This is a genomic window from Ornithinibacillus californiensis, from assembly GCF_001038485.1.
Taxonomy (GTDB): Bacteria; Bacillota; Bacilli; order Bacillales; family Amphibacillaceae; genus Ornithinibacillus; species Ornithinibacillus californiensis.
In genome coordinates this window covers 109,940-124,165 of record NZ_LDUE01000055.1, presented here as the reverse complement: position 1 = coordinate 124,165, position 14,226 = coordinate 109,940, and the positions used below count along the sequence as shown (strand labels likewise).

At 36.1% G+C, this 14,226-nt stretch carries 15 protein-coding genes; 14 read left to right on the top strand and 1 reads right to left on the bottom strand.

All coding sequences use genetic code 11. From position 1 onward, the window contains the following. Positions 1-2 precede the first annotated feature (2 nt). The 5 genes from qcrB to TE34_RS13275 all read left to right on the top strand — a co-directional run bounded on the left by qcrB (position 3) and on the right by TE34_RS13275 (position 3,206). Positions 3-677 (top strand): menaquinol-cytochrome c reductase cytochrome b subunit, encoded by a 675-nt coding sequence (gene qcrB, locus TE34_RS13295; RefSeq protein WP_047985301.1) that lies wholly within the window; start codon positions 3-5, stop codon positions 675-677. A 16-nt stretch (positions 678-693) separates the two neighbouring features. After that, complete coding sequence (locus TE34_RS13290; protein WP_047985300.1) at positions 694-1,485, top strand: menaquinol-cytochrome c reductase cytochrome b/c subunit; 792 nt, start codon at positions 694-696, stop codon at positions 1,483-1,485. A gap of 77 nt (positions 1,486-1,562) precedes the next feature. Beyond that, complete coding sequence (lhaT, locus tag TE34_RS13285) at positions 1,563-2,144, top strand: lipoprotein heptaprenylglyceryl N-acetyltransferase LhaT (protein WP_047985299.1); 582 nt, start codon at positions 1,563-1,565, stop codon at positions 2,142-2,144. Between the two features lie 63 nt (positions 2,145-2,207). Continuing rightward, positions 2,208-2,465 carry a sporulation protein YpjB gene (locus tag TE34_RS13280; RefSeq protein ID WP_047985298.1) on the top strand — a complete coding sequence of 86 codons (258 nt, stop codon included), beginning with the start codon at positions 2,208-2,210 and terminating at the stop codon, positions 2,463-2,465. Positions 2,466-2,528: 63 nt separating this feature from the next. Further along, positions 2,529-3,206 carry a zinc metallopeptidase gene (locus TE34_RS13275; protein ID WP_047985297.1) on the top strand — a complete coding sequence of 226 codons (678 nt, stop codon included), beginning with the start codon at positions 2,529-2,531 and terminating at the stop codon, positions 3,204-3,206. A gap of 101 nt (positions 3,207-3,307) precedes the next feature. On the opposite strand, the gene TE34_RS13270 is transcribed toward TE34_RS13275, so the two are convergent. Further along, complete coding sequence (locus TE34_RS13270; protein WP_047985296.1) at positions 3,308-4,180, bottom strand: YitT family protein; 873 nt, start codon at positions 4,178-4,180, stop codon at positions 3,308-3,310. A gap of 164 nt (positions 4,181-4,344) precedes the next feature. Between TE34_RS13270 and TE34_RS13265 the strand changes: the two genes are divergently transcribed. The 9 genes from TE34_RS13265 to TE34_RS13225 all read left to right on the top strand — a co-directional run bounded on the left by TE34_RS13265 (position 4,345) and on the right by TE34_RS13225 (position 14,207). Next, entirely contained in the window at positions 4,345-4,674 is a 330-nt protein-coding gene (locus tag TE34_RS13265) for a nucleotide pyrophosphohydrolase (protein WP_047985295.1), read from the top strand. Positions 4,675-4,700: 26 nt separating this feature from the next. Continuing rightward, positions 4,701-5,489, top strand: coding sequence for a 4-hydroxy-tetrahydrodipicolinate reductase (gene dapB, locus TE34_RS13260; protein ID WP_047985294.1), 789 nt, complete (start codon positions 4,701-4,703; stop codon positions 5,487-5,489). Positions 5,490-5,505: 16 nt separating this feature from the next. Beyond that, complete coding sequence (locus tag TE34_RS13255) at positions 5,506-5,913, top strand: methylglyoxal synthase (RefSeq protein ID WP_047985293.1); 408 nt, start codon at positions 5,506-5,508, stop codon at positions 5,911-5,913. A 5-nt stretch (positions 5,914-5,918) separates the two neighbouring features. Beyond that, complete coding sequence (bshA, locus tag TE34_RS13250) at positions 5,919-7,046, top strand: N-acetyl-alpha-D-glucosaminyl L-malate synthase BshA (protein WP_047985292.1); 1,128 nt, start codon at positions 5,919-5,921, stop codon at positions 7,044-7,046. Positions 7,047-7,070: 24 nt separating this feature from the next. Further along, on the top strand, positions 7,071-8,273 hold the full coding sequence (locus tag TE34_RS13245; RefSeq protein WP_047985291.1) for a CCA tRNA nucleotidyltransferase: 1,203 nt from the start codon (positions 7,071-7,073) through the stop codon (positions 8,271-8,273). After that, positions 8,249-9,235 (top strand): biotin--[acetyl-CoA-carboxylase] ligase, encoded by a 987-nt coding sequence (locus TE34_RS13240; RefSeq protein ID WP_047985290.1) that lies wholly within the window; start codon positions 8,249-8,251, stop codon positions 9,233-9,235. Before TE34_RS13245 ends, TE34_RS13240 begins: the two co-directional genes overlap by 25 nt. Before the next feature lie 127 nt (positions 9,236-9,362). Then, entirely contained in the window at positions 9,363-12,146 is a 2,784-nt protein-coding gene (dinG, locus tag TE34_RS13235) for an ATP-dependent DNA helicase DinG (protein WP_047985289.1), read from the top strand. 339 nt (positions 12,147-12,485) lie between these two features. After that, positions 12,486-13,007: a cell wall elongation regulator TseB-like domain-containing protein gene (locus TE34_RS13230; RefSeq protein ID WP_047985288.1), complete on the top strand. Its 522-nt coding sequence runs from the start codon at positions 12,486-12,488 to the stop codon at positions 13,005-13,007. A gap of 15 nt (positions 13,008-13,022) precedes the next feature. Further along, on the top strand, positions 13,023-14,207 hold the full coding sequence (locus TE34_RS13225; protein ID WP_047985287.1) for a pyridoxal phosphate-dependent aminotransferase: 1,185 nt from the start codon (positions 13,023-13,025) through the stop codon (positions 14,205-14,207). Positions 14,208-14,226 lie beyond the last annotated feature (19 nt).

Genomic DNA, 14,226 nt, shown 5'->3' with positions numbered 1-14,226 from the left:
TTATGCTACAGAAAATTTATGACTGGATTGATGAGCGTATTGACATTACGCCGATCTGGCGGGATATTGCAGACCATGAAGTTCCAGAACACGTAAACCCTGCACATCACTTTTCTGCATTTGTGTACTGTTTTGGTGGGTTAACATTCTTCGTGGTAGTTATTCAAATTCTATCTGGTATGTTTTTAACAATGTATTATGTGCCAGACATTGAAAACGCTTGGAAATCAGTTTATTACTTACAAACTGAAGTTGCACATGGACAAATTGTACGTGGTATGCACCACTGGGGTGCAAGTGTCGTTATTGTCATGCTTTTATTACATACTTTACGAGTGTTTTTCCAAGGAGCATATAAGAAACCAAGAGAATTAAACTGGATGGTTGGAGTATTAATCTTCTTCGTTATGCTTGGTTTAGGTTTCACAGGTTACTTATTACCTTGGGATAACAAAGCATACTTTGCAACTCAGGTTGGACTAGAAATGGCCGAACAGGTTCCTGTAATCGGAGGAGAATTAAAAGCACTACTTGCAGGTGATGAGGAGATCGTTGGTGCTCAAACGCTAACTCGTTTCTTTGCGATTCACGTATTTTTCCTGCCGGGTGCATTATTTGCTCTGATGGCTATTCACTTTGTGTTAATCCGTAGACAAGGTATCTCAGGACCACTATAAAAAGGAGGGGAAAGCTATGCATAAGGGAAAAGGAATGAAATTTGTTGGAGACTCCCGGGTTTCCGCAGAACGTAAAGCGTCACAAATACCTAAAGATTATTCTGAGTATCCTGGAAGAACAGAAGCTTTTTGGCCTAACTTTTTATTAAAAGAGTGGTTGGTAGGTGCGGTATTCCTAGTTGGGTTCTTAAGTCTTACATTAGCTCATCCATCTCCATTAGAAGGAATGGCTGATCCAACAAACGCATCATATATACCATTACCAGACTGGTACTTCTTGTTCTTGTATGAATTATTGAAATACGAATTTGCAAGTGGAAATTATATTCTATTAGGTATGATTGTTTTACCAGGACTTGCATTCGGTGCACTTCTTCTTGCGCCATTCCTAGATAATGGTCCAGGGCGTCGTCCACATCAACGACCAATCGCTGTCATTATGATGTTACTAGGTTTAACGTCAGCTATTTGGTTAACGTACACAGCTGCATCACATGTGGATTGGGAAACCCGTGCTGAAATGAATAAACCGATTCCACCAACAGCTGTAGAAATTGACAAATCACATGAAGGTTTTGCTGCGTATGAAGCAAGTTGCTTACAGTGTCACGGTGAAGCATTAGAAGGAACTGGAATGGCTCCAGCTCTACTTGGTACTGAGTATACAGCGGAAGAAATAGCTAAAATAGCTGTTGAAGGTCTTGAAGGAGACCCTGGTATGCCTCCTAATATGTTCACTGGGTCAGATGAAGAACTTGAGCAACTAGTTGATTTCATCATGACTGTGAACGAAAAGGCAGCAGAATAATCACCATATTTTATAGCACCTTTGCCACTGTGGTAAAGGTGCTTTTTAAATCAGAAATGGAGGGGAGCATCATTTATATGATAAAAGCTATACTATTAGACCGACGCTTCCTTATTGTATTATTCCTTATTAACCTATTTGGTACTATTTACGGATACTATTGGTATCGTGCACAGTTAAGACTGACACCAGATATCTTTTTAATCTTTGTACCGGATAGTCCAACCGCTAGCTTATTTTTCACTATCTTTTTACTACTTTTCATTTTTAAAAAGCATTTTCCATTAATAGAAGCTTTGGCCATAATTACCCTATTTAAATATGGCTTATGGGCTGTGGTAATGAATTTGTTAACTTTATGGGTAAATGGTGGTTTGCCTCCAGAAGGCTACATGTTAATGGCTTCTCATGCTGGTATGGCAATACAAGGTTTACTTTACGCGCCATATTACAAGATCCGTTTAATACATATTGTAATTGCCGCTGTTTGGACCTTACATAATGATGTAATCGATTATGTATTTGAAATGATGCCCATGTATTCGTCATTAACTATTTATATGAACGAAATAGGTTATTTCACTTTCTGGTTAAGTATACTCTCCATATACATTGCTTATAAGTTAACAATTCGTGTTAAAAATAAGCCAAGCCACTAAGTTATATAGTATCTAGATCGCTCATACATTTATAGAGATGATTCTACAATGAGGGTGATCTCTATGAAGACAAGGACATTGAAGGCACTACTATGGCTAATCATAGGGATATTAGTATATTTACTTATGGGACTCCTATTTGATGAGGAAGTAATTGCAATAGAACTAGGAGAAAAGGGAAACGATGAAATGTTTCCCTTTTATTGGTTGATTATTATTGTAGGTGGTCTCATTGCTTGTACATTATCTTATGTGAGCTGGAGAAAATATAAAGGGGAAAAGCAAAAGAAAGTAGAGGATAACGACAAATCAATTGACTGAGTTCCCATTTTTGACTAAAATTGACCTATAGAAATACTATTCATCATTGGAGGAATGCAACGAATGGGTGCCTATCTGATTTATATAGCCTTACTTTTAATTGTCCCGTTATGGGCTCAATCAAGGGTTAAGAGTACCTACAAGAAATATTCAAAAGTAGCAACGTCATCGATGATGACCGGTGCTCAGGTAGCAAGGAAAATACTGAATGATAATGGACTTTATGATGTAGATATCCATGAAACAAAAGGAATGCTGACAGACCATTATGATCCTAGAAAGAAAGCTGTATTCCTTTCTAGTGGGATTTATCATGGCCACTCCATGGCAGCTTCTGCTGTTGCAGCTCATGAAGTTGGACATGCTATTCAAGATGCAGAGTCTTATGCGTTTTTAAGATTTAGAAGTGCGTTAGTACCTGTTGCTAACTTTGGTTCCAATATATCGTTCTTTTTAATTCTTGCAGGCTTTCTAATGGGTTTAACCGAACTTGCAATACTTGGAGTTGTTTTCTTTGGAGCAGCTGTATTGTTCCAGTTAGTTACGTTGCCTGTTGAATTTGATGCATCGAATCGTGCAATGGCACAGCTTGTATCTAGTGGAGTTATCCGCAATAATGAAGAACGTGATACCAAGAAGGTATTGAACGCAGCAGCGATGACGTATGTAGCTGCAGCTTTAGTAGCAGTTGCAGAATTAATAAGATTTATTTTAATGATCGTTGCAAGTAACCAAGAATAAAATGGTTAAAAGGGATGAGCCACTAAGTTCATCCCTTTTTTATTTTGATACTACCAAAAAGCATTTAAGTTAAAATATAGCAGCTTCATTAAGAAGAAATATTAATCATGTATTGGGTTTTTATTTTCATCAAGCGTAAACCCTTCACCTAGTACGTCATGGACTGTTCCAACCGCTACAAATGCTTGTGGATCAATGGTGTTGATAATGCTCTTAAGCTTTACTATTTCATTCCTACCGACAACACAAAACAGCACGTCACGCTTCTCTCCAGTGAAACTCCCACGTCCATCTAAAATAGTAACACCACGATCCATGTCTTTCATGATTTTTTTGGCAATATCACCACTTCTTGAGGAGATAATTGTTGCTCCTCGTGCAGAGTAAGCACCTTCTTGAATAAAGTCGATTACCCTTGCGCCAATATATACAGCGACTAATGTATACATCCCTTGATCAAGCTCAAGAATGGTAAAAATCGAAGTCATAATAACAAGAAAATCAAACATAAACATGGTTCTCCCCATGCTCCAACCTATGTATTTATGGACTATTCTTGCTATAATATCAACACCACCAGTTGTTCCGCCATATCGGAATACGATTCCTAGTCCTACTCCAATGAAGACACCTGCAAATAGAGCCACTAGGAACATGTCTTGTTCTAGATTAATATCGTATTGATAGTTTTGAAAAATACTTAAGAATACGGACACAGATAGCGTTCCGATAATGGTGTAAAGAAAGGTATTTTTTCCAAGAAACTTCCAACCAACAAGTAGGATTGGAACATTTAATATAATATTCGTTATTGCTGGGTCCCAGTTAAATGCAAAAAATAGGATTAAGGTTATACCAGTGAATCCACCTTCACCAAGGTTGTGTTGCATATTAAAATGAACAATACCAAATGAAAAAATTGCAGCTCCTAGTAAAATAAAAAATATGTTTTTAAATTTTAAGCCAAATAACATTGGTGTACACCTCCGATAATGAAAAAACGACAACTTAATCGCACTTTTTCTATTATAATCAAATTAATAGTCAAGAACAATGTTTTCCATATGTTAAATAATTTGTCAAAAAACCTAGGATTCGCTACCATTAAAGAAACGATAGGTAAAGGAGACGAAGGACCATAAATACAAAGGTAGTAACAACAAAGGACATTCAACAAAGAGTGGATAATTATATTAGCCAATTTAAAGAGGGGTATTTTTCTCCTCTCGCACTTATGGCACGTTTAACGGAGGAAGTGGGGGAGCTTGCGCGAGAGGTTAACCATTATTATGGAGAGAAACCAAAGAAAGCAACGGAGAAAGAAAACACAATTGAAGATGAGCTTGGAGATATTCTATTTGTTATTGCTTCAATAGCAAATTCATTAGATATTGACATTGCCGATTCATTTAATCGTTCAATGACTAAGTTTGAAACTAGAGATAAAGATAGATGGACAAAAATATAATTTGCAGCAGGAGGAACAAATAATCCATGAATAAGAACATTGTAATTGCAGGTCCACGTGGTCGTATGGGTTCTGAGGCAGTAAATATGGTATTAAATGAACCTAGTTTTAATTTAGTAAGCTGTATTGACCATAAGACGGAGTTAAACCCTATTCTTGCTGAAAACAATATCCCTGTTTATCAGAATCCTGAGGAATGTTTTTATGCAAATGATGTAGATGTATTAATTGATCTTACAGTAGCTAAGGCAAGCTTTAATCATATTATTATGGCTTTGCAAAATAAGATTTCTTGTGTAGTAGGTACAACAGGTTTTACTAATGAACAATTGGAAGAAATCCAGCAAGTAGCAAAAGAGAATGAAACAGGTATTATTATTGCTCCAAACTTTGCAGTTGGTGCCATTCTCATGATGCATTTTTCAAAGATTGCTTCAAAGTATCTTGAAGATGTTGAGATTATTGAAAAGCATCATGACCAGAAAGTAGATGCCCCTTCAGGAACTGCCGTGAAAACAGCAGAAATGATTAAGTCTGTTCGTAAAAGTAAACAGCAAGGTCATCCAGATGAAATCGAAGTCCTATCAGGGGCTAGAGGAGCAACGGATGATGGAATTCATATACATAGTATACGACTCCCCGGATTAGTTGCACACCAAGAAGTGATTTTTGGAGGAGAAGGACAGACTTTAACAATAAAGCATGATTCCATGAATAGAAAGTCGTTTATGGACGGTATTAAGCTCTCGGTAAATCACGTAGTAGAGATAGACGGACTTATATATGGTTTAGAAAATGTCCTAGATTTGGATTGAAGGATGGAGGTATCTTATGAACGTTGCATTAATTGCTCATAATGAGAAGAAACCAATTATGATTAATTTTGCTCTTGCCTATCAACATGTTTTAAAAGAATATAATTTATTTGCAACTGGTACGACTGGAAAGATGATTTCCGATGAAACTGGACTAGATGTACATCGTTTTCAGTCAGGACCATATGGTGGCGACCAACAAATTGGCGCAATGATTGCAAATAATGAAATGGATATGGTTATATTCTTTAGAGATCCCTTAACCGCCCAACCGCATGAACCAGATGTTAGTGCACTAATAAGACTTTGTGATGTTCATCAAATTCCACTTGCTACGAATCTCAGTTCGGCAGAAATCTTTATCCATGGACTCGAACGAGGAGACTTGGATTGGAGAAAAATCGTTAAAGAAAAGAAGGAATAATAAGAATGAAGAAGAAAATAGGTATCACCTGTTATCCATCAGTTGGTGGATCTGGGGTAATCGCAACAGAGTTAGGAATGTTACTTGCAGAACAAGGTCATGAAATTCATTTTATTACATCAAGCCTTCCATTTCGTTTAAATCGGGTTATTCCTAATATTTATTTTCATGAGGTAGAGGTTAGTCATTACCCCGTTTTTCAGTATCCACCATATGATTTAGCTTTAGCTACGAAAATGGCCGAGGTAATTGACCGCGAGGAATTGGATATACTTCATGTCCATTACGCTATGCCTCATGCGATCTGTGCTATTTTAGCCAGGGATATGGCTAAACGTGACGTGAAGATTGTAACGACACTCCATGGAACTGACATAACAGTTCTAGGATTTGATAATACGTTCAAACGGATGATTCGATATGGGATTGAGAAATCAGATGCGGTTACAGCTGTATCTAATGACTTGGTAATTCAAACTAAAAGAATGATTGAAACAGAAAAGGAAATTTCCGTCATATATAATTTTGTTAATGAAGAAGAATATTTTAAAAGAGATCTACATCGAATTAAGTCAGAATATGGCATTAAGGAAGATGAAAAGGTCATAATTCATATCTCTAATTTTAGAAAAGTAAAAAGGCTAGAAGATACCATTAATACGTTTAAACTAATTAGAGATGAGCTACAAGCAAAGCTATTACTAGTCGGAGATGGACCAGAATATTCCACCACGTTTCAATTAGTTGAACAACTAGGAATTCAAAATGATGTGTTATTTTTAGGTAAACAAAAGAATATTAGTGACCTCTTATCTATTGCAGATTTAAATTTATTAATGTCTGAGAAAGAAAGTTTTGGTTTAGTACTATTAGAAGCGATGGCATGTGAAGTACCATGTATAGGTACGAAGGTCGGTGGAATACCAGAGGTTATTGTCCATGAAGAGACAGGTTTTATTGTGGAATTAGGTGATGTTCGCCAGGCTGCAGATTATGCTATCAAACTACTTACAAATGATCGTTTACTAAATAACTTTTCCCAAAATGCCTTGAAGCGTGTAAGCGAACATTTTCATTCATCTATTATTCTGAACCAGTATGTGGAATTATATCATAAGATTTTATCTGAATAACATATCCTAGGGGTGCTAATGTTCATGAAATTATTAACAGGGCCTTTCCAGGAGGCGATTTACATAATAGATACAATTGAGCGTGCTGGACACCAGGCTTATTTTGTCGGTGGATGTGTTCGTGATTCTCTATTAAACCGGACTATTGGGGATGTGGATATTACTACGTCCGCTAAACCACATGAGATTCAGTCCATCTTTAATGAAGTTATACCTGTTGGGATTGAACATGGAACTGTTATTGTTAGACATAACCAAGTATCGTATGAGGTAACTACTTTCCGAACGGAGGGCGATTATTCTGATCATCGTCATCCAGATTCGGTTTCTTTCATGGATAAAATCGATGAAGACCTAGCACGTAGGGACTTTACAATTAATGCATTAGCCATGGACAAAACCGGAGTATTGGTTGATTTATTTGATGGACAAGAAGACCTGAAGAAAGGCTTGATTCGAACAGTAGGGAACGGGTATGAGCGTTTTACGGAAGACCCTCTGCGCATTCTACGCGCTGTTCGCTTTTCCAGCCAACTAGGTTTTGAAATAGAAAAACATACACGTGAAGCTATAACCGCAACAAAGTCTTCAATAGAGGGACTAGCAGTTGAGCGAATAACGGTTGAATTAGAGAAATTATTTGCAGGTACTTATGTAAAAAGCGGCTTAGAATATATAAATGAGCTAGGAATTGAACAACATCTACCAGTATTGAAAAATGTTCCTATATTATCGAGAATAACGCATACCATTCAGCCATTAGAGACTATCGCGGAAGTAATCTGCCTAATTCATCATGTAGATTCTGAAGCTGGAATTCAACAAATGGTGAAGGAATGGAAATGTTCTAATCAAGTGTTGAGGAAAGCAAAAACTCTATGTCATGCCATTGAATATTATCAAGTGAGTGGATTAGACAATTGGTTAGCATACCAACTCTTACCAGGCTATCACGATGCTTTTGCACGGGTAATTGAGGTACTTTCCCCAGGGGAATTAAATAAAAACGAGTTAATATCCTTAAAAGATAATTTAGCCATTACTTCAAAAAAAGAACTTGCTATCAATGGAAATGATATAATAGATTTATTTCCTACTGTCCAAAAAGGACCATGGATTCAGTACTTATTAGTTAAACTGGAGAAATTAGTCGTTGATGGAGTCATCCATAACGAGAAATCAATTTTAAAGGATTGGATAAAATGGAATCCACCCGAAGTAAAATAATTAATTTATTATCACAAAATCCAGATATATATTTATCTGGTCAAGAGATTTCTAATCTACTTGAAATTTCACGTAGTGCCATTTGGAAACATATGAAGGAATTAGAAAAAGATGGGTATAGGATTGAAGCTGTTAGGAATAAAGGGTACCGAATACTTGAGTCGCCTAATAAAGTTAGCGAGAACACTGTGCAATGGGGATTACATACAGAATGGTTAGGGAAGACAATTATTCATAAAGAAACAGTTACATCAACCCAGCTTATTGCTCACCAACTTGCGTCTGATCATGCTGATCATGGAACGGTAGTAATTGCTGATGAACAAACAACAGGAAAAGGTAGGTTAAGCCGAGAGTGGCATAGTGCAAAAGATAAAGGAATCTGGATGAGCATTATTTTAAGACCTTCCATACTACCTTATTTAGCTCCACAATTAACCTTACTTACTGCGACTGTATTGGCTGATGTGTTAAAAAAGGAGTCACTTTTAGACCCGAAGATTAAATGGCCAAATGATATAATATTAGCTGATAAAAAGGTTTCTGGAATATTAACAGAGATGCAGGCAGAGCAAGATCAAATAAACTATATCGTGATTGGGATTGGTATAAATGTTAATCATGAACAAAACGACCTTCCAATAGATGTCCAATCTAAAGCAACATCAATAAAAATAGAAACAGGGAAGACTTGGGATATAACTAAATTAATTCAAAACATATTCGTTACCTTTGAGAAAGCATATTCAGATTATATGTCACAAGGCTTTTCTATAGTAAAGAATAAATGGGAAAGTTACGGTTATCGTCTAGGGGAAAAAACAACCATTAAGACTTTTCAAGATGTCCAGGAAGCTACTATTGTGGGAATTGCTGAGGATGGGGCATTACTTGCGAAATACAATGATGGTTTGATAAAGAAGGTCTATTCCGGAGAAATTGATTGGTTTCAAAATCATTGATAATGGTGTGGAAGAGGTATCTCTTAGGCCAGAGATGCCTTTTCATCTTTCAATAAATACGGTGGCCTTTAATAAAAATATCCAATCAAGTTTAAACTATGAAGTGAAATAGAAAGGTGGTGAGGATATGAATCGTTTTGTTGTATTAGATTTAGAAACCACTGGGAATTCATCTGCCAACCAAGATAAAATCATTGAGGTAGGTATTGTAGTAATTGAAAATGACCAAATTATCGATGAGTTTTCCACCATGCTTTACCCTGATAAAACGATACCACCATTTATTACCAAGTTAACAGGAATTAAAGACGAGGATGTAAAAGACGCCCCGACTTTTAGTGAAATGGCAGACACCATTGTAAATTTACTGGAAAATAGTTATTTAATAGCACATAACGTTCCATTTGATATGGGATTTTTAAATGGGGAATTACGTGCAATTGGAAAATCAGGACTAAGAAATCCAGTAATAGATACGGTGGAACTAACAAGGATATTGTACCCTCAGGCACCTGGATTTAAGCTAGGTCTTCTTGCAGAGTATTTAAATATTGAGCACAATAATCCACATCGTGCATTATCGGATGCATTTGTAACGGCAAAGCTATTTATAAAACTAATGAACAAAATTTCTTCATTACCTTATGAGACATTAGAGCATTTATTAAAAATAGAAAAATCACTCAAATCAGACCTTTACGAGATATTAATAAATTATAAAGAAACCAAAGCATTTTCTACTGAAGAGTCAATATTTACTTCATACAATGGATTGGCTTTTCGTAACAATTCTCCTACTAATCGAGATAAAGTTTCTATAACTACTTCCTTTGGTGAATATCTAGACTCCATTTATGAAGAGAATGGAACGATGGAAGCACAAATGAAGAAATATGAGAAGAGAACAGGTCAACGGATAATGTCTGAGGATATCTATGATTCCTTTCAGGCGAAAATGCATGCTTTGATAGAAGCGGAAACAGGGACAGGAAAATCCTTAGCATATCTAATCCCAGCGGTTTACGAAGCGGTTCAATCGAGTAAAAAGCTAGTAATAAGTACATATACGACCCAGTTACAATCACAGCTATTAGAAGAAGAGGTACCATTAATCAGAGAATTAGTCTCATTCCCATTTAAGGTTGCTCTTTTAAAAGGTAAGCAGCACTATATTAGTATTGAAAAGTTCGCCAATGAACTGTATACATCCCAACAGGATAATTACGATATTGCACTGACAAAAGCAATGATCTTAGTATGGTTACTGGAAACAGAAACTGGCGATATTGATGAGCTACATTTACCGTCACATGGTCAATTATTTTATAAAAGAATATCTGCAGATACCGAAGGACAAGCAGATCCTTCATCTCCCTGGTATAAGTACTCCTTCTACCAAAAGGCTAGAAGAAATGCACAACTTGCAGACATAATAATCACCAATCATGCATTATTATGTGCAGATATTTTTAATGATTACCAGTTCCTTCCTAGTTATGAAAAAGTTATTATTGATGAAGCCCACCATTTGGAAGAGACAGCTTCTAAGCATTATGGGTTAAAGTTAGATTATGTTAATATGCAACATGTCTTTAACCAGATTGGATCTATTGGGGAAGGGAAATGGATCGATAAAATTATGGAAAAACAGAATCCATCGGCAAATGATTCATTCCAAGAGAAATGGAACGAATTGTTAACCTTAACGAAATATGAGTTGGATGATTTATTTCGATCGATTTTCCAATATGTAATCAAGCAGGAAGGAACTAAGAAAGTTTTAAGTGATGTTGGTCGCATGCAATATCGTTATGAAGGTAGAAAAGAAAATGAAAAAAGTTGGAATACAATAAAGGAAATGGCAACAAGGTTAATCTTCTATGTCCGTGATCTTATCCATCAACTTACCAAGTTAAGCCAACATCTTACAGAGAAACACAGGAAGGATGAAACGGAACATCGTATAGAAATTTTACAATCATGTATTGACGGTATTGAACAACTCTTCTTAATCGACAATGATTCTGTTGAGGTAAAATGGATAGAAATTGAGGCGTATGGAGCTAAGAATGCTGTTTATTTATATAGTGAACCAGTTAATATTTCCTCAGTGTTGCATGAGAGATTCTTCAATGTAAAAGATAGTGTGATCCTTACGAGTGCTACTTTAACAATGAAAAATTCCTTCCATTTTATCCAAAGGAGACTTGGGGTACAACAGACACGCTTGTTTTCGAGGAAAATAGAATCTCCATTCTCTTATCAAGAGCAGGTTCGTGTTATGGTACCTAGTGATTTTCCAGAGCTAAGCTATGGAAATACAGAAGACTTTGTAATTGCTACATGTGAGGCCATTCTATCTTTAGCAGAAATTACAAACGGAAGAATGATGGTTTTATTTACCTCCTATGATATGCTTAAAAAATCCTATTACCTATTAAAGGAAACGATGGAAAATGAAAAGTTCGTGTTAATTGCACAGGGGATATCAAGTGGAAGTAGGGAAAGATTAAAGAAAAATTTTCAGACATTCGAACAATCCATATTATTAGGAACTAGCTCTTTTTGGGAAGGAGTAGATATACCTGGTGACGACTTATCTTGTTTAGTAATCGTAAGGCTACCTTTTCAACCACCCAATCACCCTGTTTACGAAGCGAAGGCATTGGATATGAAGAAGAATGGTGGGAATGCATTTTATGATTTAGCTTTACCCAATGCTGTTATCCGATTTAAACAAGGGTTTGGTCGATTAATCCGATCCACTAATGATAGAGGTATCGTGTTTGTTTGTGATGCGAGAATAATGAAATCATCCTACGGGAAGTATTTTATCGATTCAATTCCAAAAGTACCAATTGCTTTTGATTCGACAAAGGAATTAATGCAAAGGGCGAAAGAGTGGTTTTAAGTCGATTTGGCAGTTACAGTTGGGAAACAATAATTACACCATTTTGGGCAATAAAAAGAACTGATGCTGCAGCATCAGTTTAATAAGGTGGTATGGTGTTTAGAATTTTTTGGTTGAAATAAATAAAAACAAAACAAAAAACAAGAATTGCTTGGTATAATATAGGTGTTTCATCTTATTTAAGTTCAACGTAGTAATAGTATAAGCACTAGTTAGAGAAGTATGATTAACAATAATTGATAAGAATAGAAGCATTTTAATAGGTATAGTTAAAAATGGAGGGTTTCAAAATGGATTATCATCAAGTTGATAAAAATATAATTAGAAACAGACTTATAAATGTATAAGCGAGAAGTAAGGTTACCCTCCTGGACTAAATGGACACTTCTTTCTGTCTTTCTTTTAATTGTTGCAATAATAATTTATCTTCTGTTTCTATATCATGATGTTCAACAGAGTAAAACGGCTGGTTTTGATAACGCTGAAGAAAGAGTTATCAGAGATACTGAAGTTAATCAGATTGTTAAAACAATGAGATTTCATGGGAATAGCCTATATTATATAGTATACGGAATTACAGCTAGCGATGAAGAAGTTATTGTGTTTGTTCCACAAGATTCAGAAGTTGACGTGAGAGTCGTGTATCAAAGTGAGATTATACCTGAAGACGCATTGATACAGAAATGGGCAAAAGACTGTGTTGGTTGTGAGTTCATAGAAATTACTCCAGCTTACATAGACGATACTGCACTATGGGAGATTACCTACTTAGATGAAGTAGGACGTTATGTTCTGGATTATGTTTCGATTGTTGATGGTACGAAGTATGAAGAGTTTCGCTTTAATAAAATGTTCAATTAAGTGAGGGACCGACAAATGGAAATGGCAAATAGAGTGAAAACATTAACACCTTCGTCAACTTTAGCTATAACTGCTAAAGCGAAGGAACTTAAGAACAGTGGTCATGATGTCATTGGCTTAGGGGCGGGAGAACCAGACTTCAATACACCTGAATATATTATTCAAGCCGCAAAAGCAGCAATGGACCAAGGATTCACGAAGTATACAGCTACAGGTGGTATTAATGAGTTAAAACAATCCATTGTAGATAAGCTAAAAAGGGAAAATAACCTTGTATATCAGTTAAATGAGGTAATTGTAACATCCGGTGCTAAGCATGCGCTTTACACCCTATTTCAAGTGCTTTTAAATGATGGTGATGAGGTAATCGTTCCTACACCATACTGGGTGAGCTATCCTGAACAAATCAAACTAGCAGGAGGTAACCCCGTATTTATCGATGGTATGGAAGAAAACGAATTTAAAATAACACCAGATCAATTAGAAACCGCTATTACTAGTAAAACAAAAGCAATTATAATCAATTCACCTAGCAACCCTACTGGGATGATGTACAGTGAGAAAGAGTTGAAAGCTTTAGGGGAGCTGTGCTTGAAACATCATTTAGTAATTATCTCGGATGAAATTTATGAAAAATTGATTTATACAGATGATAAGCATGTTTCTATTGCACAAATTTCTACTAAGTTAAAGGAACAAACAGTAGTAATTAACGGAGTTTCTAAATCCCATGCGATGACGGGCTGGAGAATAGGATATGCAGCAGGTCCACAAGCCATTATTAAAGCTATGACCAATTTAGCATCTCATTCAACTTCCAATCCAACTTCAATAGCACAATATGGAGCACTTGCTGCATATGAGGCTGAAGAAGATCCGACCATTGAAATGCGTAAAGTATTTGCAGAAAGACTCAATGCGTTATATGATTTAATCGTGACTATTCCGGGTGTAACTTGTAAAAAGCCTCAAGGAGCTTTTTACCTATTTCCAAATGTGGCTGAAGCTGCTACATTAAATGGTTTCGATTCAGTTGATGATTGGGTTGCTACTTTATTAGAGGAAGAAAAGGTAGCAGTAGTACCGGGTTCTGGTTTTGGCGCACCCAATAATGTTCGTTTATCCTATGCCATATCGAAAGAACAATTAGTGGAAGCAGCTAATCGGATCAGAAGATTTGTAGAAAAAAACAAGCATTAAGGAATTCATCCAGATGGAG

Excerpts from the sequence above, each read along its gene's own strand:
- qcrB (WP_047985301.1), top strand. The coding sequence starts at position 3 with ATGCTACAGAAAATTTATGACTGGATTGATGAGCGTATTGACATTACG.
- TE34_RS13290 (WP_047985300.1), top strand. The coding sequence starts at position 694 with ATGCATAAGGGAAAAGGAATGAAATTTGTTGGAGACTCCCGGGTTTCC.
- lhaT (WP_047985299.1), top strand. The coding sequence starts at position 1,563 with ATGATAAAAGCTATACTATTAGACCGACGCTTCCTTATTGTATTATTC.
- TE34_RS13280 (WP_047985298.1), top strand. The coding sequence starts at position 2,208 with ATGAAGACAAGGACATTGAAGGCACTACTATGGCTAATCATAGGGATA.
- TE34_RS13275 (WP_047985297.1), top strand. The coding sequence starts at position 2,529 with ATGGGTGCCTATCTGATTTATATAGCCTTACTTTTAATTGTCCCGTTA.
- TE34_RS13270 (WP_047985296.1), bottom strand. The coding sequence starts at position 4,180 with ATGTTATTTGGCTTAAAATTTAAAAACATATTTTTTATTTTACTAGGA.
- dapB (WP_047985294.1), top strand. The coding sequence starts at position 4,701 with ATGAATAAGAACATTGTAATTGCAGGTCCACGTGGTCGTATGGGTTCT.
- TE34_RS13255 (WP_047985293.1), top strand. The coding sequence starts at position 5,506 with ATGAACGTTGCATTAATTGCTCATAATGAGAAGAAACCAATTATGATT.
- bshA (WP_047985292.1), top strand. The coding sequence starts at position 5,919 with ATGAAGAAGAAAATAGGTATCACCTGTTATCCATCAGTTGGTGGATCT.
- TE34_RS13245 (WP_047985291.1), top strand. The coding sequence starts at position 7,071 with ATGAAATTATTAACAGGGCCTTTCCAGGAGGCGATTTACATAATAGAT.
- TE34_RS13240 (WP_047985290.1), top strand. The coding sequence starts at position 8,249 with ATGGAATCCACCCGAAGTAAAATAATTAATTTATTATCACAAAATCCA.
- dinG (WP_047985289.1), top strand. The coding sequence starts at position 9,363 with ATGAATCGTTTTGTTGTATTAGATTTAGAAACCACTGGGAATTCATCT.
- TE34_RS13230 (WP_047985288.1), top strand. The coding sequence starts at position 12,486 with ATGTATAAGCGAGAAGTAAGGTTACCCTCCTGGACTAAATGGACACTT.
- TE34_RS13225 (WP_047985287.1), top strand. The coding sequence starts at position 13,023 with ATGGAAATGGCAAATAGAGTGAAAACATTAACACCTTCGTCAACTTTA.